The sequence below is a fragment of the Streptomyces sp. F001 genome (genome assembly GCF_004187715.1).
Classification (GTDB): Bacteria; Actinomycetota; Actinomycetes; order Streptomycetales; family Streptomycetaceae; genus Streptomyces; species Streptomyces flavusporus.
Genome location: NZ_QZWF01000008.1, coordinates 200996 through 224826, shown reverse-complemented (window position 1 = coordinate 224826; position 23831 = coordinate 200996). Strand labels below are relative to the sequence as shown.

The 23831-nt window shown below is 69.1% G+C and carries 22 protein-coding genes and 1 pseudogene; 11 read left to right on the top strand and 12 right to left on the bottom strand.

Translation table 11 applies throughout. The features are described from left to right. Nucleotides 1-3: 3 nt before the first annotated feature. The gene (locus StrepF001_RS27430) at nt 4-435 is read right to left on the bottom strand and encodes an ATP-binding protein (protein WP_129800894.1); all 432 of its coding nucleotides are present in this window, start codon (nt 433-435) and stop codon (nt 4-6) included. 155 nt (nt 436-590) lie between these two features. Between StrepF001_RS27430 and StrepF001_RS27425 the strand changes: the two genes are divergently transcribed. Continuing rightward, nucleotides 591-1133: a UTRA domain-containing protein gene (locus StrepF001_RS27425; protein WP_129800893.1), complete on the top strand. Its 543-nt coding sequence runs from the start codon at nt 591-593 to the stop codon at nt 1131-1133. Continuing rightward, complete coding sequence (locus StrepF001_RS27420) at nt 1130-1909, top strand: GntR family transcriptional regulator (RefSeq protein ID WP_129800892.1); 780 nt, start codon at nt 1130-1132, stop codon at nt 1907-1909. The genes StrepF001_RS27425 and StrepF001_RS27420 overlap by 4 nt, the downstream gene beginning before the upstream one ends. Before the next feature lie 457 nt (nt 1910-2366). Here StrepF001_RS27420 and StrepF001_RS27415 read toward each other — a convergent pair whose 3' ends face one another. Further along, complete coding sequence (locus tag StrepF001_RS27415; protein WP_129800891.1) at nt 2367-2771, bottom strand: type II toxin-antitoxin system PemK/MazF family toxin; 405 nt, start codon at nt 2769-2771, stop codon at nt 2367-2369. A gap of 165 nt (nt 2772-2936) precedes the next feature. On the opposite strand from StrepF001_RS27415, the gene StrepF001_RS27410 reads away from it, so the two are divergent. Together StrepF001_RS27410 and StrepF001_RS27405 are read left to right on the top strand one after the other, a co-directional pair. Beyond that, on the top strand, nt 2937-4163 hold the full coding sequence (locus StrepF001_RS27410) for an IS701 family transposase (protein ID WP_129800890.1): 1227 nt from the start codon (nt 2937-2939) through the stop codon (nt 4161-4163). Between the two features lie 134 nt (nt 4164-4297). Then, nucleotides 4298-4759: a pyridoxamine 5'-phosphate oxidase family protein gene (locus StrepF001_RS27405; RefSeq protein ID WP_129800889.1), complete on the top strand. Its 462-nt coding sequence runs from the start codon at nt 4298-4300 to the stop codon at nt 4757-4759. 168 nt (nt 4760-4927) lie between these two features. On the opposite strand, the pseudogene StrepF001_RS48325 reads toward StrepF001_RS27405, so the two are convergent. Both StrepF001_RS48325 and ltrA read right to left on the bottom strand, forming a co-directional pair. Beyond that, a pseudogene (locus StrepF001_RS48325) lies at nt 4928-5053 on the bottom strand (IS5/IS1182 family transposase); the annotation flags it as partial. 812 nt (nt 5054-5865) lie between these two features. Beyond that, nucleotides 5866-7284 (bottom strand): group II intron reverse transcriptase/maturase, encoded by a 1419-nt coding sequence (gene ltrA, locus StrepF001_RS27400; protein WP_129798244.1) that lies wholly within the window; start codon nt 7282-7284, stop codon nt 5866-5868. A gap of 1428 nt (nt 7285-8712) precedes the next feature. On the opposite strand from ltrA, the gene StrepF001_RS27390 reads away from it, so the two are divergent. Together StrepF001_RS27390 and StrepF001_RS27385 are read left to right on the top strand one after the other, a co-directional pair. Continuing rightward, on the top strand, nt 8713-9123 hold the full coding sequence (locus StrepF001_RS27390; protein WP_129800966.1) for a DUF6228 family protein: 411 nt from the start codon (nt 8713-8715) through the stop codon (nt 9121-9123). A 139-nt stretch (nt 9124-9262) separates the two neighbouring features. Continuing rightward, nucleotides 9263-9733 carry an NUDIX domain-containing protein gene (locus tag StrepF001_RS27385; RefSeq protein ID WP_129800888.1) on the top strand — a complete coding sequence of 157 codons (471 nt, stop codon included), beginning with the start codon at nt 9263-9265 and terminating at the stop codon, nt 9731-9733. Between the two features lie 127 nt (nt 9734-9860). On the opposite strand, the gene StrepF001_RS27380 is transcribed toward StrepF001_RS27385, so the two are convergent. After that, nucleotides 9861-10310 carry a MarR family transcriptional regulator gene (locus StrepF001_RS27380; protein WP_129800887.1) on the bottom strand — a complete coding sequence of 150 codons (450 nt, stop codon included), beginning with the start codon at nt 10308-10310 and terminating at the stop codon, nt 9861-9863. A gap of 120 nt (nt 10311-10430) precedes the next feature. On the opposite strand from StrepF001_RS27380, the gene StrepF001_RS27375 reads away from it, so the two are divergent. After that, nucleotides 10431-11453, top strand: a complete 1023-nt coding sequence (locus StrepF001_RS27375; protein ID WP_129800886.1) for an NADP-dependent oxidoreductase — start codon at nt 10431-10433, stop codon at nt 11451-11453. 109 nt (nt 11454-11562) lie between these two features. On the opposite strand, the gene StrepF001_RS27370 is transcribed toward StrepF001_RS27375, so the two are convergent. Beyond that, nucleotides 11563-12711 carry a serine hydrolase domain-containing protein gene (locus tag StrepF001_RS27370; RefSeq protein ID WP_129800885.1) on the bottom strand — a complete coding sequence of 383 codons (1149 nt, stop codon included), beginning with the start codon at nt 12709-12711 and terminating at the stop codon, nt 11563-11565. A gap of 360 nt (nt 12712-13071) precedes the next feature. On the opposite strand from StrepF001_RS27370, the gene StrepF001_RS27365 reads away from it, so the two are divergent. Together StrepF001_RS27365 and StrepF001_RS27360 are read left to right on the top strand one after the other, a co-directional pair. Next, nucleotides 13072-13935, top strand: a complete 864-nt coding sequence (locus StrepF001_RS27365) for a hypothetical protein (protein ID WP_129800884.1) — start codon at nt 13072-13074, stop codon at nt 13933-13935. A gap of 191 nt (nt 13936-14126) precedes the next feature. Next, nucleotides 14127-14924, top strand: coding sequence for an EI24 domain-containing protein (locus StrepF001_RS27360; protein ID WP_129800883.1), 798 nt, complete (start codon nt 14127-14129; stop codon nt 14922-14924). Nucleotides 14925-14934: 10 nt separating this feature from the next. Here the strand turns inward: StrepF001_RS27360 and StrepF001_RS27355 are convergent, their stop codons facing one another. Both StrepF001_RS27355 and StrepF001_RS27350 read right to left on the bottom strand, forming a co-directional pair. Then, nucleotides 14935-16185, bottom strand: coding sequence for a pyroglutamyl peptidase (locus StrepF001_RS27355; protein WP_129800882.1), 1251 nt, complete (start codon nt 16183-16185; stop codon nt 14935-14937). Between the two features lie 111 nt (nt 16186-16296). Then, the gene (locus StrepF001_RS27350; protein WP_129800965.1) at nt 16297-16872 is read right to left on the bottom strand and encodes a TetR/AcrR family transcriptional regulator; all 576 of its coding nucleotides are present in this window, start codon (nt 16870-16872) and stop codon (nt 16297-16299) included. Nucleotides 16873-16976: 104 nt separating this feature from the next. On the opposite strand from StrepF001_RS27350, the gene StrepF001_RS27345 reads away from it, so the two are divergent. Beyond that, on the top strand, nt 16977-19421 hold the full coding sequence (locus tag StrepF001_RS27345) for a glycoside hydrolase family 3 C-terminal domain-containing protein (protein WP_129800881.1): 2445 nt from the start codon (nt 16977-16979) through the stop codon (nt 19419-19421). A 68-nt stretch (nt 19422-19489) separates the two neighbouring features. On the opposite strand, the gene StrepF001_RS27340 is transcribed toward StrepF001_RS27345, so the two are convergent. Then, nucleotides 19490-20458, bottom strand: coding sequence for an aldose epimerase family protein (locus tag StrepF001_RS27340; protein ID WP_129800880.1), 969 nt, complete (start codon nt 20456-20458; stop codon nt 19490-19492). Between the two features lie 15 nt (nt 20459-20473). Beyond that, nucleotides 20474-21367, bottom strand: a complete 894-nt coding sequence (locus StrepF001_RS27335) for an SGNH/GDSL hydrolase family protein (protein ID WP_129800879.1) — start codon at nt 21365-21367, stop codon at nt 20474-20476. 285 nt (nt 21368-21652) lie between these two features. On the opposite strand from StrepF001_RS27335, the gene StrepF001_RS27330 reads away from it, so the two are divergent. Continuing rightward, entirely contained in the window at nt 21653-22147 is a 495-nt protein-coding gene (locus StrepF001_RS27330; protein WP_129800878.1) for a DUF3145 domain-containing protein, read from the top strand. Nucleotides 22148-22217: 70 nt separating this feature from the next. On the opposite strand, the gene StrepF001_RS27325 is transcribed toward StrepF001_RS27330, so the two are convergent. Together StrepF001_RS27325 and StrepF001_RS27320 are read right to left on the bottom strand one after the other, a co-directional pair. Next, nucleotides 22218-23489: a beta-ketoacyl-[acyl-carrier-protein] synthase family protein gene (locus StrepF001_RS27325; RefSeq protein ID WP_129800877.1), complete on the bottom strand. Its 1272-nt coding sequence runs from the start codon at nt 23487-23489 to the stop codon at nt 22218-22220. A gap of 85 nt (nt 23490-23574) precedes the next feature. Further along, nucleotides 23575-23823, bottom strand: a complete 249-nt coding sequence (locus StrepF001_RS27320) for an acyl carrier protein (RefSeq protein ID WP_129800876.1) — start codon at nt 23821-23823, stop codon at nt 23575-23577. Between the last annotated feature and the right edge of the window lie 8 nt (nt 23824-23831).

Below are 23831 nucleotides of genomic sequence, written 5' to 3'. Positions count from 1 at the left end.
GGGTCACGTCTCGGCCTCCGGGAATGGTTCGTGTTGAAGGGCTGCTTTGAAGGTCACCCACACCGTCTTGCCGACGACGTGCTTACTGATGCCGAGGTCGTCGGCTAACTCCCGGGCCAGGAACAACCCTCGTCCTGATTCCTCACCGGTGTCCGGAATCTCAGAGTGGGGCTGCTGTGACGGCAGATCCCGATCGCCGCTGTCTCGGACCTCAAGGCGAATCACCGCGCCGTCGCGCGCGAGACTCACGCAGTACTCCCGGCCTGGTGGCACTCCGTGCAGCAAGGCGTTCGTGACGAGTTCCGATACACAAAGCCGTATGTCGTCCAGCCGGTCCGTGCAGCCCCATTCTGTCAAGACCTGAAGCGTGAACTCGCGAGCGTCGCGGACGGAAGCGCGCGATCGCGGGAAACGGCGTTGCCGCGGCAAGGGCACGGTGGGCCACCTCCGTGTGTGGGCAATCCGGCCCGCTCACATTACTTCTATTCGCGAAAAGCGGTAAGGTTCGGATGTTGGGGTGAGCATCGGCGTGTCGCTTAACGTGGAGGGTCAGCAAGTCGGGAGGCCCGTCGGCCGGACAGGAGGGCGTCGTGAGCGCGAGCAGTTGGGTCAGCACGTCGTTGCCGTATCTGAAGCCGCGGGATGCTGGGAACGGGGACGCCTGGGGCGCTGAAGCGGCCACCCAGGGCCGCCGCGGAACCCAGCGGATCCTCCAGGCCGGAGAGGTGTCGGCGCCGACCGACGTGGCGAAGCTGTTCGTGATTCCCGAGGGAGCACCGGTCGTCGTACGCCGGCGCCTGATCCTCCTCGACGACGTGCCGAACGAACTGACGGACACCTACTACCCGATCGGCATCGCCCGGGGTACGAGGCTTGTCGAGACGGCCAAGATCCCCGGCGGAGCCGTCACGTTCCTCGCCGGGCTCGGCCATGTCGGAGCCCTCGTCTGTGAGGACGTAACGGCCGGAGTGCCCGACGAGGAGGAGCGGAAGACATTGCGAACGGCTCCGGAAGAGCCGGTTCTACGGCTGACCAGGCTCACGTTGGACCGGGATGACCAGCCGATCCAGGTCGACCGTATGGTGATGCCTGCTCACCGGCAGAGACTGCGCTACCAGATCAGGATCGGATGACCGTGCCCAAGGCCGAACCGGACGCCACCGACCGCCGCTCGCTGCACGAGAGGATCGCGGCCGATCTGCGGGACGACATCATGACTGGAGAACTGCCGCCGGGCGTCAGCCTGCCCTCCACGGCGCAGCTCAAGACCCGCTTCGACGCCTCGAACGCAACGGTGCAGAAGGCTCTCCAACTCCTCAAGGACGAACGCCTGGTGGTGGGAAGGGCGGGCGCCGCCGTGACGGTACGGGAGCACCGCCAACGCACCGTGCGCCCCGCCGCGTCCTTGGCGCCGGCCGGCCCCGGGCAGCCATACCCATGGCTCACCGAGGCGGCCAAACACGGCACCCACGCGCGCAGCACGGTCCTCGACGTGGGTGAGCGCCGCCCGCCCGCGGACGTCCGCGCGGCCCTCGGCCTCCCGGAGGACGCCACAGCCCTGGTCCGGACTCAGCTCCTTCTGGTCGACGACGAGCCAGCCGAACTCGTGACGTCTTACTACCCGTTGGCCATCGCCCGAGGCACGGCCTTGATGGACCGTCGCAGAATCAAGGGCGGAACTCCGGCACTCCTGACGGAACTCGGCCACCCGCCCCGCCGCAGCGTGGACCGTGTCTCCGCGAGGATCCCCACGCAGGAGCAGTACCAGGCACTTCGTCTCACGAGCGGCATGCCGGTCCTGCGCACCCTTCGCGTTGTGCACAGCGACGGCGAACGGCCCGTCGAGGCGACGGTCATGGTGAAGGCGGGACATCTTTACGAGTTGCAGTACGAGTTCGTGCCCCAGTGACTCGCCGCCGCGGGTGGGCCGTAGCCCTGGTATGGGACCGGATGCACTCGCGCTGCAGTCTCGCGGACCAGGTGTGCCCATCACGCTGGTGCAGATCAGCGGCACGGGAATCTGGTTGGGGCTCGACAGGCAGGGGGTGTGGACGCTGGGGAGGCTGGACGGTGCAGTCGAGTCATCGGCGGACAGCTTGCCCTCGTCTTGGGTAACGATCCTGGACACGGACGAGAATTCACTGCGAGCAATGCTGGACTCTGCGGCTGAACGATTTAGTTTCTTGCCTGAGAATCTTCAGCGCCTAATTCCCATCGAAGATGTTCTGACGATGGCGGTTAGTACTCCAGCCGTAGATCGTGATCTCGATGGTGAGGGGCGCCGAGGAGACAGGTGGTCAGTGTCGATCATCTGGACGAGATCGACCACGCCACCGAGGGTGTCCGTTCCTTCTCCGCCTACCCGACTACTCAAGTCCACCGAGACGGAGGGCGTCCCTTAATTCGCTGAGCTTCTCGGTCGTCGCCGGGGTCCGCTCCTTCGCCTGTCCAGCGAGTCGGAGGGCATCCTCAATCTCGTTGAGTTTCGCGTAGGGCAGGGCGCCCGCCCGCTCGATCAGGTCGTCCCGGGACACGGTGGTCAGCCAGGTGCAGGGGGTAAAGCCCGGACACGGGAACGCGAACCGCAGCACGCCTTCAAAGGGCAGTCCTTCCATGGCGCCTACTACCACTTCGACGCCCAGACCGCTGATGTCGACGCCCGCCGGAGCCACGACCTGCATTACCCGGATCCCGGACGCGTCGCCTTCCGACAGCAGTACGACCGGCCGCCGCTCGTCGAACTCGACCCACCAGACTTCGCCACGTTGCACATGTCCTCCTGACACAGGACCGCATGCGTACGCTGCGCGACCCTGACGCGCTGTGGAGACGGGTGCGGCCACGTTAATCATCGGTGTGTGAAGACAAACGATCACGCGGTGGCCGCAGGTCACAGCGTAGACCCTGCCCGCTGGCAGGAGGCGTTCGATGGCCTGATGAGCCGGATAGCCGGGCGGTTCGCGCGGGTCGAACCCCGCCTCCGGGCCAAGCGCTTGGTGTTGGGCCTGCTGTCGGATCTGCCGCGCAAGAACTGCTGGACGATCGCAGAGTGGGCCGGGGAGGCCACCCCGCACGGCATGCAGCATCTGCTGTGCAGGGCCGCCTGGGATACCGAGGCCGTCCGCGACGACGTGCGCGAGTACGTCGTCGAGCACCTCCACGACGAGGCCGCTGTGCTGGTCGTCGACGAGACCGGCGACGTGAAGAAGGGCACACGCACCGTCGAGGTCCAGCGCCAATACACCGGCACCGCCGGGCGGATCGAGAACTCTCAGGTCGCCGTCTACCTCGTCTACGCCGGCGAGCGCGGGCACGCGGCGGTGGATCGGGAGCTGTACATCCCGCGCTCTTGGACGTGCGACCCGGACCGCTGCCGGGCCGCGGGGCTCGGCGAGGACACCGTCTTCGCGACCAAGCCGGAACTGGCCCGGGTGATGATCGAACGGTTTCTTGCCGCCGGACACCGCGTCGGCTGGGTCACGGGGGACGAGGTCTACGGCGGCAACCCGAAACTGCGATCCGCGCTGGAGGACCGCGGCATCGGTTACGTCCTCGCGGTGGCCTGCTCGGCCGAAGTGCCCACCGGCGCCGGCACGTTCCGCGCCGATGCCCTGGCGAAGAAGGTGCCCAAGCGGGCCTGGCAGAAGCTGTCGGCCGGACGCGGCGCGAAGGGACAGCGGTTCTACGACTGGGCCGTCATCGACCTCGCCGAAGCGGCACCGGGCCGCCACCAGCTCCTGATCCGTCGCACCCGCACTACCGGTGAACTCGCCTATTACCGCTGTCACTCCACCACGTCGGCATCCCTCGCCACCCTGGTCAAGGTCGCAGGTTCCAGATGGCGGGTGGAGGAAACCTTCCAAAGCGAGAAGGGGCTGGCCGGACTGGATGAGCATCAGGTCCGCCGCTACCCCTCCTGGGCCCGCTGGGTCACCCTCGCGATGCTGGCCCATGCCTTCCTCGCCGTCGTCCGCGCCGACGAACACGCACAACGCCCCACGCTGGCCAACCTGATCCCGCTGACCTGCAACGAGATCCAGCGCCTGTTCATCAGTGTTGTTGTCCGGCCCGCTCACGGCCCGGCCCACCGGCTCAGTTGGTCCGCCTGGCGACGCAGCCACCAGGCGCGATCACAAGCCAGCCACTACCGGAGACAAGCGTGACTGAGCACTTCAGCTGGCCACCCTGAGCACCGAAGTGGGTCGCCCCCAGCCAAAAGCTGAGGGGTTCATCGGTCGCTGGGAGTAGGTCCTGCGCCTCAGGCGCGCTTCGCGCCTGCTGGCTAGGGTCGGTCCTCATGGAGACCACGGGAATCGTTCGCCGCCAGACGGCGGAGCGTATGTGCGACGCTCTGGAGCGGCTCGTTACCGAGCGGGATGTATGGGTGTCGACGGCTCACCCTGATCACGGGCCCCACCAGGTGCCGCTGTGGTTCTTGTGGGATGGGCGAGCAGTGTGGATGTGCACCAGCGCCACTTCCGTGACTGCGCGGAACGTCCGCAAAGAGCCGCGCGTGCGCCTGGCGCTACCGGACACCTTCGACGTGGTGCTCCTCCAGGGGGAGGCGGAGTGCTTCCCGGACCAGGAGGTGCCCGGAGACGCAGCGGAGGCCTTCGCCGACAAGTTCGGGTGGGATCCGCGCGTGGAAGAGGGTTCCTTTCTGTATGTACGCGTGGCCCCGAGGACTGTGCGCGCTTGGCGCGGCGAGCCGGAACTACGGGGGAGAGTCATCATGCGCGACGGAATGTGGCTGGAATAACGGCCGTCCCTCGCCGACGCGCCTCTCTCGGATCACGATCTACAGCTGGAGTATTAGGAGTCGAAGCGGCCACTGGGTAGAGCGAGCGGTCCAGTGGATGGCGGAAAGAAACATCTCACGAGAGCATTTTCGGCTCCTTGAGGAGTTGTCCACGGTTAAGACGTCATCTCACGTGGCGAGTTTGGCAAGCCGCTTGTAGCAGATCAGGGTGGCGGCAAGGCTGAGGAAGGCGGCGAAGTGTCGGCTTTCGCGTTCGTAGCGGATGCTCAGGCGCCGGTAGCTGAACAGCCAGGAGGTTGGGTCGGCCGCGCGGCGAGGTGTCTGCCGTGGCAGGTCCTTTTCCGCGCGGCCTCCCGCCGAACCGGACGTGATGGTTTCCCGATCATCCGGCTCTCCAGTGACTACGGCGTGAGCGATTCAGGCTGCTCGCGCAGGACGCACAACACCGTTGCGGCGATCTGCATTTCGCATACCTCCCGGGTCTGATGTGTCCGAGTCACCTGGCCCCCTTCGCCCGATGTGGACGGCTTTCCCGTCCTCCCTGGCCGGTCGTTACTCCGGCGACTACTACGGGGCCTCCGTCGCCATAGGACTCGCGTCCCGTAGGCGATCCCACGTTCGTCTCTGCTGTACGTTCTAGCGCGAGTTAGGCGTCCCACTCATCTCCTTGAATGCCCTCGCTGGGCATCGCTCCGCACCCCGGAGGTGCACGGGGGCACAATCGAACCCCGTGCAGGGCGCGACGCCGGTTTCAGCTGTCCTTCCGGCGGATGAGAACTTGCATCTGCTGGAGATTGGGCTTCAAACAATCCAGTCTTCGCCATATCGCGCGGGCCTCCCAGCACCCTGTCTCCGACAACTGAGCCCAGCTGCTGGTTTGCTGACATGCTGTTGTCCCCTTCACCTTTCGGATCCAGGTAAGTCATCCGGCCCAGGAACCTCCTTCCGAGTTCCTCCCGGCTGAGCCGGGGATACAAACAGTGAGGTCGACCCGGAGCGCGGTACTGGCCTCTCGACCAGCCCGTTTCTCCGGGTCGCCTCCCGAACCCGGCGTGCGCCGCTAAGCGCACCGGGCTCTCCACAAGTCCCGTGAGTCGGTGTTCACTTCATGCCGTGCTCGGCCATGGTGTCGGGATGCGTGTTCCCCGGTAGTAGTAGCGCTTGGCGCTCACCCTTGCCGGATCGAACAGTTCCATCCCGCCCTCGGCGGGCCAGATGCCGTAGCGTCGGCGCAGTACCTTCCAAGGCACGCGCTTGTGCTTGCGCTCCTGCCATCTGATGATCTCTTTCCAGAGGTAGGCCCTCAGATAGCTGAAAGTCGCGTTCGAGCATCCGTACTTGAAGTACGCGGTCCAGCCCCGCAGCATCCGGTTGAGCTGACGCAGTAGGTCTTCGAGCGACAGGTTCATGCTCCGCCGGCAGATCGTCTTCACTTTGGCCATGACGGCCGCCAGGGCCTTCTTGGCCGGATAGACGTAGACGTACCGTTTGCCGGTGCCTCGCTTCCGGTGGCGCTGGATGCACCAGCCGAGGAAGACGAGGCCCTCGTCGATATGGGTGATCAGGGTCTTCTCTGGAGACAGGCGCAGGCCCATCTCGGAGAGGACCCCGGCGATTTCTTCCCGCAGGGATTCGGCATGCGCTTCGGTGCCAGAAATGAGCAGGCACCAGTCGTCCGCGTACCGCACGAGGCGATAGTTGGGCAGACCTTGACGGCGCCGCTTTGCCCTTCCATACGGGCTGGCTCCGGGGCCGCCCGGACCTTGGGCGATATGCTCGTCCAGGACCGAGAGAGCCACATTGCTCAGCAACGGGGAAAGAATCGACCCTTGCGGAGTCCCGGCGTTGGTATCCACCAGGGAGCCGTCCTCATCGAGGATGCCCGCTTTAAGGAACGCCTTCACCAGATCCAGGACGCGTTTGTCTCCGACACGTTCCCGCACCCGGTCCATGAGAGCGGAGTGCGAGATTTCGTCGAAGCAGGCTTTGATGTCACCCTCAACAATCCACTCATACGAGCGGGATGCGAAATGATGCACCTCAGCCACCGCATCGTGAGCCCGGCGATTCGGGCGGAATCCGTAGGAACACGGGAGAAAATCCGCCTCGAAAATTGGCTCCAACACCAGTTTCAAGGACGCCTGAGCGACCCGGTCACGGATGGTTGCGATCCCCAGATAGCGGACCTTGCCGCCAGCCTTGGGAATCGCGCGCCGCCGAGCCGGTAGAGGCCGGAAAGTGCGGGCTTTGAGGTCTTCCCGCAGTTCCGAAAGGAACCCTTCCAGCCCGCGCACGGACTCAATGTAGTAGGCGGTCTCGCCGTCCACTCCCGCCGTGCGCGCGCCCTTGTTGTTCCGCACCCGGTCCCAGGCCACCAGCAGGAAGCCCGGGTCCGTGGCGAGGTTGTACAGATCATCGAACCTGCGATGAGGGTCATCACTGGCCCAACGGTGCAGCTTGGTCTGGATTTCCAGTACCCGGCGTTCCGCCTTGAGTAAGACGTATTCCAGTTCGTCGGTATTCACCAACGGCCTCCCGGCATTCCAGCGTCCTTACTGCCGACTTGCTGGCCCCCTTCGCCATGCACGGACCTCTCGTCCGCTCGGACTACTACGGGGCCTCCGCCCCGTCCCGCGCCTTCGACAGACGACGTATCTATCCCACCGGCCCGGATGGATTCCGGGCCCGGGGAACGACGTGGGACGGTTCCCGTGTTCACGGTGAATCGATCGATCAGTCCGGCGCCCAGCTTTGCCCCGGCAGCATCGCCACGGTTACGCCGCAGGCTTTCACCGTGGCCTCCCCACCGACACGCCAAGTCGGTTACGGAGTCAGTCCGTTCAGCGAACGGACTGTGCACTGCAACCCGGCCCATATCCACCAGATTTGAGCCGGTGCCACGCTTACGGAGCTTTACACTGTTCCTCTCGTACGCCCCTCTGATCTCGCTCGCCGGACCCGGCCCGTCTGGTAGTTCCGGGCAGTCCCGGCTTTGTCAGCGCTGCTTCCCGCCCTCCCCGGCGCCTCCCGGGTCGGACTGCGCTCAGCTCCCACCAGGCTGCTGCGACAGCCTGGCGAGGAGGTCTTGCACCTCCTTCGATTCACCGCGCCTCACGGCGCACGAGCGCCTCGTGGCGCACATACTGCGTTCGACTTTCCAGCGGTAACGGCCCAGGCGTTCGCTCGACTCGACGCCACGTCGCGCGATCTTGGGTGTGATGTTCCGGTTCCGCAACCAGTGGCGGATCTCCGGGTAGTCGTACCCTTTGTCTGCGCGGAGTTTGGCGGGTCTGCGGCGTCGGGGTCCGCGCCGCGAGCGCACGGCGGGGAGAGCCATGACCAAAGGCTTGAGAGCAAGGCTGTCGTGGGTGTTCGTGGCAGAGACCGCGGTGACCAACGGTAGGCCCTGGGCGTCAGTCAGGATGTGGATCTTTGCGCCGGGTTTGCCCTGGTCGACCGGATTCGGCCCTACGAGCTGGCCCCCCTTTTCGCCCGGACCGAGGCAGAGTCGACCAGAGTAGCGGACCAGTCGATCACCCCTGCGGCACCCAGCCGGTCAAGGACTTCGTTGTGGAGGCGCCGCCACAAGCCAGCCCTTGTCCAGGCAGCAAACCGGCGGTGCGCAGTGGCCGGACTCACGCCGAAGCAGGGCGGCAAGCGACGCCAAGCACACGATGTGGTCAGCGCGTACACGATCGCGCAGAACACTTTCCGGTCCGCCACCGGAGCCGTTCCACCGCCCTGTCGACGTGGCTTGAACGGCGGTATCAGCGGCGCCGCAATCTCCCACAGCCCGTCAGGAACGAGATCACGCTCAAGATCCACAGCCATAGCTGGCGATCATGCCTCAAAGCGGCTACGTCCGATGCCGGCCCCAGCTGGGAGCGCGACGGCTGCCCAGCCCGGTCTTCTAACCTGACCGCGTGATCGACTACGACGATTCCGGCCGCCCTATGGTCCAGGTGGGGGACTCCGGGCCCGCGTGCCTACTGCTCTCGGAGCCGACCCGGCGGTACGAGGACGAACCAACACTCGACTTCCTCATCAGGGCCCGCGGACCCTGGGGAAGTGTCGAGACCTCGGTGGTGACCTGGGACGGCGACGGTCTCGACACCTTCCTCGCCTCACTTGCCGAAGACTTCCGGGGCTGGGAAGGAGCGCGCACGTGGCACTCCCTCTGCTACGACCTGACTCTCTCAGCGGAACACCACCCTGGTGGCCACGTCCGACTGACCTGGGGGATCCGCGACCGGGCACCCTCGGAGGAATGGCAGTTCGAGACCACCACGGTGCACGTGGCGGGAGAGGGCATGCGCAACCTCACTGCCGAGATCCACACGTTCATCGCGAGCGTCGCGGAGTAGCTGAACGATCCCGGATCCCTACCCCCACCACATGAGATGACGCCTTAAAAGTTTCAGGCGGAAGCCCTTCCGGTACCTACGCCGACAGCTTCGACGTCGTGTGGGCGACGGCGACCCCCGTATGAGAGGAAGGCTGACCGTGGCCCGCACTGAGTACTACGACGACCCCAGCGCGCCCAAGCCGAACAGCATGGTCGTCGCCGCCTCCGCCGTCGTCACCGACGACCGCGGGCGCATCCTCCTCCAGCGCCGACGCGACAACGACCTGTGGGCACTGCCCGGCGGCGGCATGGACCTCACCGACTCCCTGCCCGGCACGGTCGTCCGCGAAGTCAAGGAGGAGACCGGCCTCGACGTCGAGATCACCGGCCTGGTCGGCACCTATACCGACCCGAAACACATCATCGCCTACACGGACGGCGAGGTCCGGCGCCAGTTCAACGTCTGCTTCACCGCCCGCATCACCGGCAGCAAGCTGGCAATCTCCGACGAGTCCACCGAGCTCCGGTTCGTACCGCCGGAAGAGATTGAGCAGCTGCCGATGCACCACACCCAACGGCTCAGGCTCCAGCACTTCCTGGAACAGCGCGAGAAGCCGTACCTGGGCTGAACCGGCTGACGGCAGTAGCTGACGGCAACAACCCGCACAACCACAGACACCCACGCACTTCACCGGACCAGCAAACCGCGCTTGGCCCGCGGAAAGGCAGACATGGCGGTGTCATGAAAGGGCGTGGTTATCCGTTGCGGGAGCCCGCCCCCAGCATTCGCCGCAGCAGATCCCGCAAGGTAAGCCGCTCCTCCTCGCTCAGCCCCGCCAGCGGCTCCCGCGCGAACCGCAGTGACTCCCGCAGACTGCGCGCCACCCGCCGCCCCTCGTCCGTCGCCACCGCCAGCTTCACCCGGCGGTCGGCCGGGTCCGGGCGGCGTTCCACCAGGCCCCGGGCCTCCAGGCGGTCCACGATGCCCGTGACGTTGGAGGGCTCGCACTTCAGCTTGTGGGCGAGTTTCCGCATCGGCAGCGGCTCGAGCGACAGCAGGCTCAGCAGCTTGGCCTGTGCGCCGGTCAGTGCGTGCTCGCCGGCGGCCTCCTCGTACTCCTCGTGGTAGAGGGCCACGACCGAGCCGATCAGGTCGACGACCTCCATGGTCAGTTCATCGGGGCGGGTGGTCTGCGGTACGGCCATGCTCTCCAGGGTACTCGGTTACTTGACATCCTGAAATATTCCAGAGCATTGTTGTTTCAGGTTCTGAAGTATTTGCTCCGCCCGCCGCACCCGCATGTGGCCCGCAGGAAAGGCGCCCTCATGGCCGACACCCCCGCACTCCCCGCCGTCAACCGCGAATGGCACCTGCTCAGCCGCCCGGTCGGCTGGCCCAAGCCCGAGGACTTCGCCCTGGTCGAGGCGCCCATGCCCACGCCGGGTGAGGGCCAGGTGCTGGTCAGGAACCTGTACCTCTCCGTGGACCCGTACATGCGCGGCCGTATGAGTGCCGCCAAGTCGTACGTCGCCCCCTTCGAGCTCGGCAAGGTCATGCAGGGCGGCGCGGTCGGCGAGGTCGTCGCCTCGAACGCCGAGGGCATCGCCGTCGGCGACCATGTGCTGCACTTCTTCGGCTGGCGCGAGTACGCCGCCGTGGACGCCAAGAACGCCGTCAAGGTGGACCCGGACGCCGCGCCGCTGTCGACGTACCTCGGCGTGCTCGGTATGACCGGCCTGACCGCCTACGCCGGTCTGCTGCGCACCGCCGCCTTCAAGGAGGGCGACGTCGTGTTCGTCTCCGGCGCGGCGGGAGCTGTCGGCAGCCAGGTCGGGCAGATCGCCAAGCTGAAGGGGGCGTCCAAGGTCATCGGGTCCGCCGGATCCGACGAGAAGGTCAAGCTGCTCGTCGAGGAGTACGGGTTCGACGCCGCCTTCAACTACAAGAACGGGTCGGTGAGCGAGCAGCTCCGCGACGCCGCGCCCGACGGCATCGACGTCTACTTCGACAACGTCGGTGGTGATCACCTGGAGGCCGCCATCGGGTCCCTCAACCAGGGTGGCCGGATCGCCGTCTGCGGCATGATCTCCGTCTACAACAACACCGAGCCCGCCCCCGGCCCGAGGAACCTCGCCCGCCTCATCCAGACCCGCGGCCGCATGGAGGGCTTCCTGGTCGGCGACCACTACGACCTCCAGCCGCAGTTCGTGCAGGAGGTCGGCCCCTGGGTCGCCTCGGGTGCCCTGAAGTACCGCGAGACCGTCGTCGAGGGCATCGAGAACAACCTGGAGGCCTTCCTCGGCGTCCTGCGCGGCGACAACACCGGCAAGATGATCGTCAAGCTCTGATCACACGATCAGCGGTCACCGTGACGCTCGTCCGACGGCGCTCGTTGCGTACGACGAAGGCCGCGCCCTTGGACGTGGGGTGCGGCCTTCACCCACGCACCTCGCCCGCTCACAGAGCAGCGCTGTGCACCGCCCGCACGAACCCCACGTTCTCCGGCGCCGCCCCGCCCGGGAAGGCACACCGGCGCCGCGTGTAGCCGTACGCCAGCCCGCTGCGCGGGTCGGCGAAGGCCTGCGAGCCGCCCGCGCCGCTGTGCCCGAAGGCCCCGGCGCCCAGGAACGGGTACCAGTTCTCCGCCGTCGCCTGGAAGCCCAGCCCGTACGCCTTGTGGGCGCGGGCCACCAGGTCGTAGCCGACCGAGTGGATCTGCCCGACCTCGGCGACGGTGTCCGGCTTCAGCAGCGGCGGCCGGCCGTCCACCTCGCTGATCGCCGCCGCGTACATCCCGGCGAGCCCGCGCGCGGACGCCACGCCGCCCGCCGACGCCGGGCCCTTGGCGCGTACGGTGCGGGAGTTGGCGTGGTCCTCCAGACCGCCCGTGCCGGGCACATGCATGTTGAACGCGATCGAGGAGAGCGTGTGCGGCCCGGTCGGCTGGGCGTCCAGTACGGCCTGCTGCTCGGCCGTCGGGGCCATCGGCTGCACGGACCGGAAGCGGGGCTCCTCGGCGGCGGGCAGGCCCAGGTGGAAGGCCAGCCCGTAGGGGGCCCGCACTCGCTCCTCGTACACCTCCTGGAGCGTACGGCCGGTCGCGCGCCGTACCACCTCACCGGCGAGCGCCCCGATGACCAGCGCGTGGTAGCCGAAGGCCGTGCCGGGCCGCCAGAACGGCCGCTGGTCCGCGAGCCGTTCGGAGATCAGCCGGTCGTCCGCCAGCTCCTCCTCGGTGAACCCGGCGTCCAGTCCGATCAGGCCCGCCCGGTGCGTGACCAGCTCACGCAGGGTCAGCGCGCCCTTGCCCTCGGCGGCGAACTCCGGCCAGTAGTACGTCACCTTGCGGTCCAGCTCGAGCGTGCCGTCCTGGACGAGGAGCGCGACGACGAGGTGCGCCGCGCCCTTGGTGGAGGAGAAGACGCCGTAGAGCGAGTCGGCCGAGACGTCGTCCGGCCCCGCCCACAGGTCGACGACCCGCCGCCCATGGACGTAGGCGCACAACTGCCCCTCGTAGTCCGGCCGTTCCGCCGCCACGAACGCGGCGAACTCCTCGCGCACCTCCTCGAAGCCCTCGGCGACGGTCCCGTGGATCTGCTGCGTCATCCGATCTCCTCTGCCTCCTCGGCCGTAGCGCTGCTCGCGTGTGCCGTGGTCTACATGGTCGCCATGGTGAACAATGCCCGTCCGACCTGAGGGAATTCTCCCCCGGTGAGCCGGAGTGATCCCGCGATGAGGGCGGCGGTCAGGACGGGTCTCGCTGGGGCGGTTCTCGTGGTGCGCACGCGTACCTCCTCGGCTTCCTGAGATCGGTACGGCGAGGTGTACCTGTTCGACTCAACCGCACCAAGAGGGTCTTGGTGTCGCCGACGCCCGGCGTTGCCCCGGATGGCGCATGGCGGTCGGCTCACAAGGGGCATGCTGAGTGGGCTCGGCAGTGGCGCGCACTCGAGACGAGGAGGACCCGTGGCAACGATCCCGTCGCTCCCCAGCAGGGAGGATGTCCTGCGGATGGCCCGCAGCACCACCGACATCACCGGCCAACTCCTGGACACAGCCCAGAACATCACCCGGATCGCGATCAACACGCTTGACCCGCGGGACGGTTCGGGCTCCGAAATGCTACGGGTGCTGCGCGAGACCACCGCGGAGCTGGCCGAGGCGAGCGCGTCTCCGCAGGCCCAGGAGGCGTTCTCCCGGATGGTTGACACGCTGACCCGGCTCGGCACGAGCGGAATGCCGCTCGCCGCCCATCCCGTGAGCGAGCCGGCGCAGGCGCTGCTGGTGGCGCTCGGGGACAGCCTGCTGCCCGTCCTCGACGCGGTGCAGCCGGCGGTGGAGGAGCTCGCGGCGGCGGTCGAGGAACTGACGGACGCGATGTCACCGCTGCTGCCCGCCACGGCCGGCGTCGCGGCCGGGGTCCTGCTCGTGCTCACGCCGGTGATCCGGGCAGCCGCGGAGGTCCTGCGCGACTCCTCACCCGAACTCCGCCGCGCCGCCGACGCGTTGACGGCGGCCGTGGCTCCCGTGATGCCGCTCCAGGTGGCGTTGGCGGAACGCGCGGCCATGGCGGGGGCGGGCGTCGTACGGGCCGCGGTGCCGCCCCTCGCCGACCTGACGGAGGGAGCCGCCGCGACAGCCAAGGCAGTACGGCCGGTTGTCGTCGCCGGGGAGGAGCTGCTGGTCGCCGGGCTGGAGCAGTTACAGCCACTGCTGCTGGCCGGGGCGGCCCACGCGGGCCGGATCGCCCGGGCGGTGGCGGTACACGTCTCGGCGGCGGTGTCGCCGGCGGCGGAGCCGGGGGTTGTGGTGAGTGTGGCGGCTGTGTGACGAGGGCAGTTGGGACCCCGACGGCCGGAAACCACCCGGCTGCGGGATGATGGCCACCGGGTCCCGGGCGATGGGGAACCATCCGCCTGCGGGATGACGGCGGTCGGGTCCCGGGTGATGGGGAACCACCCGCCTGCGGGACGACGCGGCCGGGTCCCGGGCGGCCGGAAACCACCGGCTAGAGTTCCCCCATGCGCGATCTTGGGGTGGGTTTCCGCTATCTCCTGAAGGGCCAGCGATGGGTGGCCCGGCACGGCAAGCAGTACGGCTTCGGGCTGCTCCCCGGCCTGATCACACTGGTCCTGTACGCGGCGGCCCTGGTGGCACTGGCGCTGTGGGGCGAGGACTTCGTCGCCTGGGCGACCCCGTTCGCCGACGACTGGTCGAGCCCCTGGCCGGGCCTCTTCCGCGGCTTCCTCACGGCCGTTCTGTTCGCCCTGTCCCTGCTGCTCGCGGTCCTCACCTTCACCGCGGTCACGTTGCTCGTCGGGCAGCCCTTCTACGAGAGCCTCTCCGAGTCGGTCGACCGTGACGTCTCCCCGGACGGCACCGCCCCCGAGTCCGGCCTGCCCCTGTACAAGGAACTGTGGATCTCGGCCCGGGACAGCCTCCGTATCGTCGTCCGGGCCGTCCTGTGGGGCGTGCTGCTGTTCGCCCTCGGCTTCGTCCCGGTGATCGGCCAGACGGTCGTCCCGGTGATCGGCTTCTTCGTCACCGGCTTCTTCCTCACCGAGGAACTCACCTCCGTCGCCCTCCAACGCCGCGGCGTCGTCCTCCGCGACCGCCTCGCCCTCCTCCGCTCCCGCAAGTCCCTGATCTGGGGCTTCGGCACCCCGCTCGGTCTTGCCTTCCTGGTCCCGTTCGTCGCCGTCTTCCTGATGCCGGGGGCGGTTGCGGGCGCGACACTGCTCGCACGGGAGCTGCGGGGCGAGGAGATCGTGGAGGAGACCGAGGACGAACCGGCGTCGCGAGCCGACGCCGGTCAGTGACACGCGAACCTCAAGCGGACGCCGCGGCCACCACGATCGCCCGGACCTGCGCGATGATGTCCAGCCGGTTCTGTACGAACTCCGGGTCGGTCACCGCCCCCGTCGCCGGATCGGTGTTGCCCGCCCCGAACTGCAGCACCGGCGTGTGCACATGCCCGCCCGGCAGTGTGTCGTGCAGGCCCAGCCGGTCCCGTAGCAGCGTCGCCCGGTAGGCGATCTCGTTGGAGAGGTAGTTCCCACCGCCGCCGGCCCGCGCCACCGACCCCGGGGTCGGCCCGTCCGGCCGGACGACGGGCTCGGTGCCGCCCGCCGGGATCTCGGTCACGCTCGTGTTGTCGTACACCGGGAAGCGGCCGGTGTCCGCGGCCACGATCTCCTCGTACGGCAGCGTGGTCGACGTCCACTGCGGCTGCGTGGCCGGATCGGTGACGGGGACGGTCTCCGTCCGGCCGATGTTCTCGTTGTCCGGGAATCCGCCCCGCCAGGCCCCGTTGGTGCGCTCGATGTCGAACCGCCCGACGCGCCCCTGGCTCACGGTCGCGAACAGGTCGGCCCTCGGCAGATACGGCCGCAGCGTCCGCTCCACCGTCCCGGCCGCGAAGTCCTGCCAGCGCACCGGGAACACGGCGGTCTCCACCCGGGCCGGGCCGTCCGCCGTGTCGATCACCGTGCCGTCGAGCGCGAGCGCGGTCGCCCCGGACGGATTGGAGATTCGCACGTCCCGGTCCAGTGTGAACGGATCGAACCCGGTGACCACGATGCGCCGTACACCCTTGCCGTGGGGGAGGATGTCGGTCTGACCGCGCGAGGTGCGCTCCAACGCGTCGAGCAGGGCTGCACGTTGGTGGTCGGTGAGCCCGAAACCCGGCTCCCAGCCCCGCACTTCACGCGTCATCCCCAGCCGAGCCCAGTACAGCGGCCGGTCGTCGTCCCGGCTGAGGTCCCCGTCGGCCGGCCCCCGGCCCTGCGCCCGGTCGACGGCCCGCTGCCACAGCTCCGCTCCCTCACGTACGACGATCCCGCGGGCCTGTGCGTACGAGCGTGCCCGGCTCAGCGCCTCGGCCAACTCCGGTGCCACGCCGTCGAATCCGGATCGCTTCAGGATCTCCTGCGGCACGGCCCGGTCCAGCCGCTGCTCCTCGACCGTCGCCGTGACCGTCCCTGAGTCGACGGAGGCAGAGGCGGAGGCCGGGGCGGGAGCCGTGAGGCCGGCCAGCAAGGCAAAGCCGAGTACGCCGATGTGAACACGTATGGAATTCAAGGGGTTTCGGGCCCTTCCGTCGCAGTGGGGTGCGGGTGCCGGACGGCGGAAGTATCGCGCGACGGAAGTGGTCTACGCCATGGTGTGCGTGGGGGAGGGGAGTTGCGGCTGTCAGCGCTCGCCCAGCAACGTGAGGAAGTCCCGGAACGCGCCCGGCATGTCCACCGACTCCGGGTCCAGGAGCCACTGGTACTGCAGGCCGTCCATCACCGCGACCAGCAGGGGAGCGGTGCGTTCGGGGGTGAGGCCGTTCGGCAGGCGGTCGCCGTACTCGGTGCGCAGAATGCACGACATGGACTCGCGCACCCGCCTGTAGCGCTCGGTGAAGTAGGCGCGCGCCGGATGCCCCTCCGTGACGCTCTCGCCGAGCAGCGCCGAGAAGGTCTGGACGATGCCGGGCCGCATCGCGTTGTACTCGACGAGCGAGGCCAGCAGGTCGGCCCGCCAGGTGGTGTCCGGGACGGCGTCCCACTGGTCCCGCTCCTCGAGCACGGCGACCAGCAGGGCGTTCTTGGTCGGGAAGTAGTGCAGCAGCCCCTGCTGGGTCAGGCCCACCCGCTCCGCCACCGCGGCCAGGCTCGCGCCCCGGTAACCGCGCTCGGCGATCACCTCCAGGGCGGCCCGCACGATCTCGGCCCGTCGTTCCTCGCTCCTGACCCTTGCGCTCATGGCGTCACCGTACGACATCGCCACCCACTTGATATAACGGAAAGATAACGAAACCTACTGGTCTACAGGTAGGCGATGCAGGATGGAGAAGCCGCACGGACCCAACGCGAGGAGGCACCGCCATGGCGGAGACCCCGGCCCACCGCACGCTCGCCGACCAGGCCCGCGAGGCCGCCGTCGAAGCGGCCCTCGGCGCACTCGACCTGGACGACAAGACCCGGCTGCTGTCCGGGCAGGACGCCTGGACCCTGCCCGCCCTGCCCGCCATCGGCCTGAAGTCCCTCGTCATGTCCGACGGGCCGATCGGCGTACGCGGGGTGCGCTGGAGTGCCGACGACCCCTCCGTCGCCCTGCCCTCACCCACCGCCCTGGCCGCCACCTGGGACCCCGACCTCGCCCGGCGCGCCGGCATCCTCCTCGCCCAGGAGGCCCGCCGCAAGGGCGTCCACGTCCTGCTCGCCCCCACGGTGAACATGCACCGCTCCCCGCTCGGCGGCCGCCACTTCGAGGCCTACAGCGAGGACCCGTACCTGACCGGGCGGATCGGCGCCGGCTATGTGACCGGCGTCCAGTCCGGCGGCGTCGGCACCACCGTCAAGCACTTCGTCGCCAACGACGCCGAGACCGATCGCTTCACGGTGAACAACAAGGTCGGCCAACGCGCCCTGCGCGAGCTGTACCTCGCCCCCTTCGAGGCGATCGTCGAGAACGCGCACCCCTGGGGCATCATGACGGCCTACAACTCGGTCAACGGCACGACGATGACCGAGCACCACCACCTGGTCAACGAGGTCCTGCGCGGCGAATGGGGCTTCGACGGCTTCAATGTCTCCGACTGGACCGCCGCCCGCACCACCACCGCCTGCATCGAGGGCGGCCTCGACGTCGCCATGCCCGGCCCGCAGACCGTGTACGGCGCCGCCCTCGCCCGAGCCGTACGCAGCGGCGAGGTCGCCGAGGCCGAGGTCGACGAGGCCGTCCGCAACGTCCTGCGCCTGGCCGCCCGCGTCGGCATCCTCGAGGGCGCCGAACCGGCCGTCACCGAGCTGCCGGAGCCCGTCGACGGCGAGGCACTGGCCCAGGAGATCGCCCGCCGCTCCTTCGTCCTGGTGCGCAACGAGAACGACGCCCTTCCGCTCAGGCCGGGCAAGGTCGCGTTGATCGGCTCCGCCGCCCGCGACGCCCGCGTCCTCGGCGGCGGCTCCGCCACCGTCTTCCCGGCGCACGTCGTCTCCCCGCTCGAGGGCCTCACCGCCGCCCTCCCCGACGGCGCCCTCACCTACACCGTCGGCGCCGACCCGAACACCGAACTGGCCGTCGCCGACCAGGGCTTCGAGCTGCGTGCCGTCTGCCGCGACGCCGACGGCAACGTCATCGGCACCGCCCAAGTGCCCAACGGCCAGATCCAGTGGATCGGCGACGACCTCCCCGACGGCGTCACCCACGACCGCCTGCACACCGTCGAACTGACCGGCACCTTCACCCCGCGCGAGACCGGCCCGCACACCTTCGGCGTCAAGGGCCTGGGCGCCTTCACTCTCACCATCGACGGCACGACCCACTACGACGACGTCCAGCGCCCCGCCGGCGACGACCCCTTCCAGGCCTTCTTCGGCGCCCCGGTGCCCCGCGCCCGGCCCGAACTCACCGCGGGCGAACCCGTCGACGTCTCCCTCACCCACGTCATCGACCTCCCCGAGGACCTCGCCATGGGAGGGGTCAGCTTCGCCCTCGCCCACCAGGAGCCGCAGCGCGACGCCGGCGAACTGATCGCCGAGGCCGTCGAGGCCGCGCGCGACGCCGACACGGCCGTCGTCGTGGTCGCCACCACCGAGCGCGTCGAGTCCGAGGGCTTCGACCGCATCGACCTCAGGCTCCCCGGCCGCCAGGACGACCTGGTCCGCGCCGTCGCCGCCGCCAATCCCCACACCGTCGTGGTCGTCAACGCCGGCTCCCCGGTGGAACTGCCCTGGCGCGAGGAGGTCGCGGCCGTGCTGCTGACCTGGTTCCCGGGACAGGAGGGCGGTGCGGCACTGGCAGACGTGCTGACCGGCGCGTACGAGCCCGGCGGGCGCCTGCCGACCACATGGGGCTCCCTGGCGGACGCCCCGGTCACCCAGGTCGTCCCGACGGACGGCGAACTCCCGTACACCGAGGACGTGTTCATCGGCCACCGCGCCTGGGACAAGCACGGCCGCACCCCGGCGTACCCCTTCGGCCACGGCCTCGGCTACACCGACTGGACCTACGAGTCCGTCGAGGTCGAGGGCAGCAGTGTCCGGGTCCGCCTGCGCAACTCCGGCGAGCGCCCGGGCCGCGAGGTCGTCCAGGTGTATCTGGCGCCGAGCGAGCCCGACCCCGAGCGCCCCGCGCGCCGGCTGGCCGGCTTCGCCGGGGTGGAGGCCGCGCCCGGCGAGCGCGTCGAGGTCATCGTGGAGCTCCCGCGCCGCGCGTTCGAGATCTGGGACGAGATGAGCGCGTCATGGTCGTTTGTGAAGGGTTCGTACGAAATCCAGGTCGGCCACTCGATCACGGACCGCCGCCTCACCGCGGCGATTAACGTCTGAGGCGGGGCAACCCACGAGCAGCCCCGGTCCGGGACCTGACACCCGGGCCGGGGCTCGTGGTGCCGGACCTAACGGTTCGAGAAGCCGTACACCGTCTCCGACCGGTACACCTCGCCCGGCCGCAGCACCGTGCTCGGGAACTCCGGCCGGTTCGGGGAGTCCGGGAAGGCCTGCGTCTCCAGGGCGATGCCGTCGCCGGGGGCGAAGGGCTCGCCCAGGTGGTCGGCGGTGTACAGCTGGAGGCCGGGCTCCGTGGTCGACACGGTCAGGACCCGCCCGGACGCCGGGTCGTACAGCTCGGCCACCTCCTCCGGCGTCCCGGTCACCCCCTTGTCGAGCACGAAGTTGTGGTCGTAGCCGGCGCCGGCCTTGCGCTGCGTGCGGAAGTCGAAGCGGGTGCCCTCGACGGAGGCGATGCCGGCCGGGATCAGGTCCGCGTCGACCGGCGTGTACCGCCCTGCGGCGATCCGCAGCGCATGGCCGCCCGCGGTGCCGGAACCGCTCAGGTTCCAGTACGAGTGGTTCGTCAGGTTCACCACGGTCGGCGCGTCCGTGACCGCCTCGTAGGAGATCCGCAGCGCGCCCGTCGCGTCGAGACGGTACGTCGCCGACACCTCCAGCCGGCCCGGGAAGCCCTCCTCGCCGTGCGGGCTGACCCGGCTGAGCCGTACGCCGTGCTCGACCGGCGTCACCTCCCACACCCGCTTGTCGAAGCCGCGCTCGCCGCCGTGCAGCGAGTTCGGCCCGTTGTTCCGCGCGAGCTCGTACGTCCGTCCGTCCAGCGGGAAGCGGCCGCCCGCGATCCGGTTGGCGTACCGGCCCACCAGGGCGCCGAAGTAGGGCCCCGGATGTTCGACGTACCCGTCCAGGTCCGCGAAGCCCAGCACCACGTCCGCGGCCTGCCCCTGCCGGTCCGGCACCTGCACCGACTGCACGATTCCGCCGTACGACAGGATCCGCACCCGCACGCCCGCCCGTTCCAGGGTCCAGCGCTCGATGGGGGTGCCGTCGGAAAGTGTGCCGAAGTGTTCGCTCATGAGCGAAACCCTAGGTCACGCCTCCTTACCGGTGACCTTCCGGTACGCGATCTCCGCCAGCCGCGCCTGCCCGTTCTTGCTCGGATGGAACCAGTCCCAGTGGCTCAACTGCGCCGTGCCGAAGCGGTACTCGTACACCGCGCCGCCGTCGAAGCGGCACCGCTCGTCCTGCGCGCACACCTCCTCCAGCACGCCGTTGTAGTCCTCCACCCGCTGCTGCACCGTCTCGCGCCGCTGGTTCGCCGCCGCGTCCAGCGCGTCCGCGTCGCCCAGCATCGACGGGCAGATGCCCAGCTTCCACACCTGCTTGCCCAGCGGATTGGTACGCCCCTCGGACCACAGACGCTTCAGGTCCGGCACGCTCGCCACATACACCTGCGCCTTGGGCAGGGCCTCGCGCAGGGTGTGCAGCGCGTCCTCGAAGTCGGCGCGGAAGTCGGCCACCGGCGTCATCTTCGCCGTCGAGGCCCGACAGGCGTCGTTCGCCCCGGCCATCACCGTCACCAACTCCGGCTCGCGGGTCACCGCCCGCGCCATCTGCCCGGGCAGGTCCGCCATCCGCGCCCCCGTCACGGCGTAGTTCCAGCTGTGCGTGGCGGCCCGCGCACCCCCCAGCAGCCGTACGGCGAGACTGTCGACGTCGGGGCTGCTGCCGGTCGCCCAGGAGGCCTCCGGACAGTCCGACAGGACCTCGCAGGCATCGAAACCGCGGGTGATCGAGTCGCCGATCGCGGCGATCGAACGGGGGCTGCGGTCCCAGGCCGGCGTCGGACTCGGCTTCGCCCGCTGCGCACCGGTACCCGCCGGGCCCGACGAGTCGCCCCCCACCGCATCGCATCCGGTGACACAGAGGAGGGCCGCGGTGAGCACGGCAAGCCAGGCCCGCGAGCGTTCTCCGGTCTTCCGCATACGCTGCTGATCCCCTCGGTCCTCGTGCGCCGGTGTGCGACGGTCGTCCTCAAGACCGCGCGACGGTCTCCCTCCATAACAACGCGCAAGAGTTCCCGGCCGCGCGGCGGGCAACGGCGCACGGCCGTACAAGCGTCCTGCCGGGTGAATGGCGGGAGTTTCCCGGCACCTGGACCGACGGTACGTCACACTCCTTGCGCCGCCGCACGGTAGCCTCGCCATCAACGTGGCTGACAGCCACCTCCCCGCCCGAACGCACCATGCCCGCTCTGCCCGGAGGTCCCGGTGACGACACGTGGAGTTCTGTACGTGCACTCCGCGCCGCGCGCGCTGTGCCCGCATGTCGAGTGGGCCGTCGCCGGGGTGCTCGGCACACGCGTCAACCTCGACTGGATCCGGCAGCCCGCCGCGCCCGGCACCTGGCGCTCGGAGTTCTCCTGGCAGGGCGAGGCCGGCACGGCCTCCAAACTCGCCTCCGCGCTACGGGGCTGGCATCTCCTCCGCTTCGAGGTCACCGCCGAGCCCTGCCCGACCGCCGAGGGCGAGCGCTACAGCTGCACCCCCGACCTCGGCATCTTCCACGCCGTCACCGGCATCCACGGCGACATCCTGATCCCCGAGGACCGCCTGCGCGCGGCGCTGCTCCGCAGTCAGCGAGGGGAGACGGATCTGGAGGCCGAGCTGTCCAGGCTCCTCGGAAAGCCGTGGGACGACGAGCTGGAGCCGTTCCGGTATGCAGGCGAGGGAGCGCCGGTCCGCTGGCTGCATCAGGTGGTGTGATTCCCTGCCCCACACGTACGAAGGGCCCCCACCGGCCGGTGGGGGCCCTTCGTACGTGTGGGGCAGGCCGTCAGACCGTCCGGAACGCCAGTACCACGTTGTGCCCGCCGAACCCGAACGAGTCGTTCAGCGCGGCGATACGGCCCTCGACGGGCAGCTTGCGTGCCTCACCGCGGACCACGTCGGCGTTGGCCTCGGCCTCCGGGTCGATGTTCTCCACGTTGATGGTCGGCGGAGCAACCCGGTGGTACAGAGCGAGCACGGTCGCAACGGTCTCGACCCCGCCCGCACCACCCAGCAGATGCCCGGTCATCGACTTCGTCGCGGACACCGCGATGTGGTCGGCGTCGTCACCGAACACCTTCCGCAGCGCCTTCAGCTCGGCGATGTCACCGGCCGGCGTCGACGTCGCGTGCGCGTTGACGTGCATGATCTCGACCGGGTCGAGGTCGGTCCGGTCGAGCAGGTTCTGCAGGGCGTGCGCGATACCGCGCCCCTCCGGCTCGGGCTGCACGATGTCGTGACTGTCGGCGGAGATGCCCTGCCCGACCGCCTCCGCGTAGACGCGCGCACCGCGCTTCGCGGCGTGCTCGGCGGACTCCAGGACGACCACGCCGGCGCCCTCACCGAGGACGAAGCCGTCACGGGCCACGTCGTACGGGCGCGAGGCGCCCTGCGGGTTCTCGTTGTTCTTGGACATCGCCATCATGTTGCCGAAGGCGGCGATGGGCAGCGGGTGGATCGCCGCCTCCGTGCCACCCGCGACGACGATGTCGGCGCGGCCGGAGCGGATCATCTCGATGGCGTAGCCGATGGCCTCGGCGCCCGACGCGCACGCGGAGACCGGCGTGTGCACGCCCGCCCGGGCGCCCACGGCCAGACCCACGTTCGCGGACGGGCTGTTCGGCATCAGCATGGGGACGGTGTGCGGGGAGACGCGGCGGACGCCCTTCTCCTTGAGCACGTCGTACTGGTCGAGCAGGGTCGTGACACCGCCGATGCCGGACGCGATGACCGCACCGAGCCGGTCCGGGTCGACGGCCGTGTCCTCACCGGCCTTTGCGGTGAAACCGGCGTCGGCCCAGGCTTCCTGAGCGGCGATCAGCGCGAACTGCGCCGAGCGGTCCAGGCGGCGGGCCTGCGGCCGGGGGATGGTCTCGGTCGGTTCCACCGCGACCGGCGCGGCGATACGGACCGCCTGGTCGGCGGCCCAGTCCTGCTCCAGGGCCTTGACGCCGGAACGTCCGGCGACCAGGCCCTCCCAAGTAGAGGCTGCGTCGCCACCCAGCGGTGTGGTTGCGCCGATACCGGTGACGACCACAGTGCGATTGGTCGGGCTCACGGGAATTCTTTCTCCAACGGATACGAGGATTCAGCGGCGCCACCGCCGGGTGGCGGGGCCGGCAGCTCCCGGCCTAAGGGGTGTCTCAGGCCTGGTGCTTGAGGATGTAGTTGGTCGCGTCGCCCACGGTCTTGAGGTTCTTGACGTCGTCGTCCGGGATCTTGACGTCGAAGCGCTCTTCGGCGGCGACGACGACCTCGACCATGGACAGCGAGTCGACGTCCAGGTCGTCGGTGAAGGACTTGTCCAGCTGGACGTCCTCAACCGGGATGCCGGCGATCTCGTTCACGATCTCCGCGAGACCGGCGACGATCTCTTCCTGAGTGGCGGCCATGTCAGGCG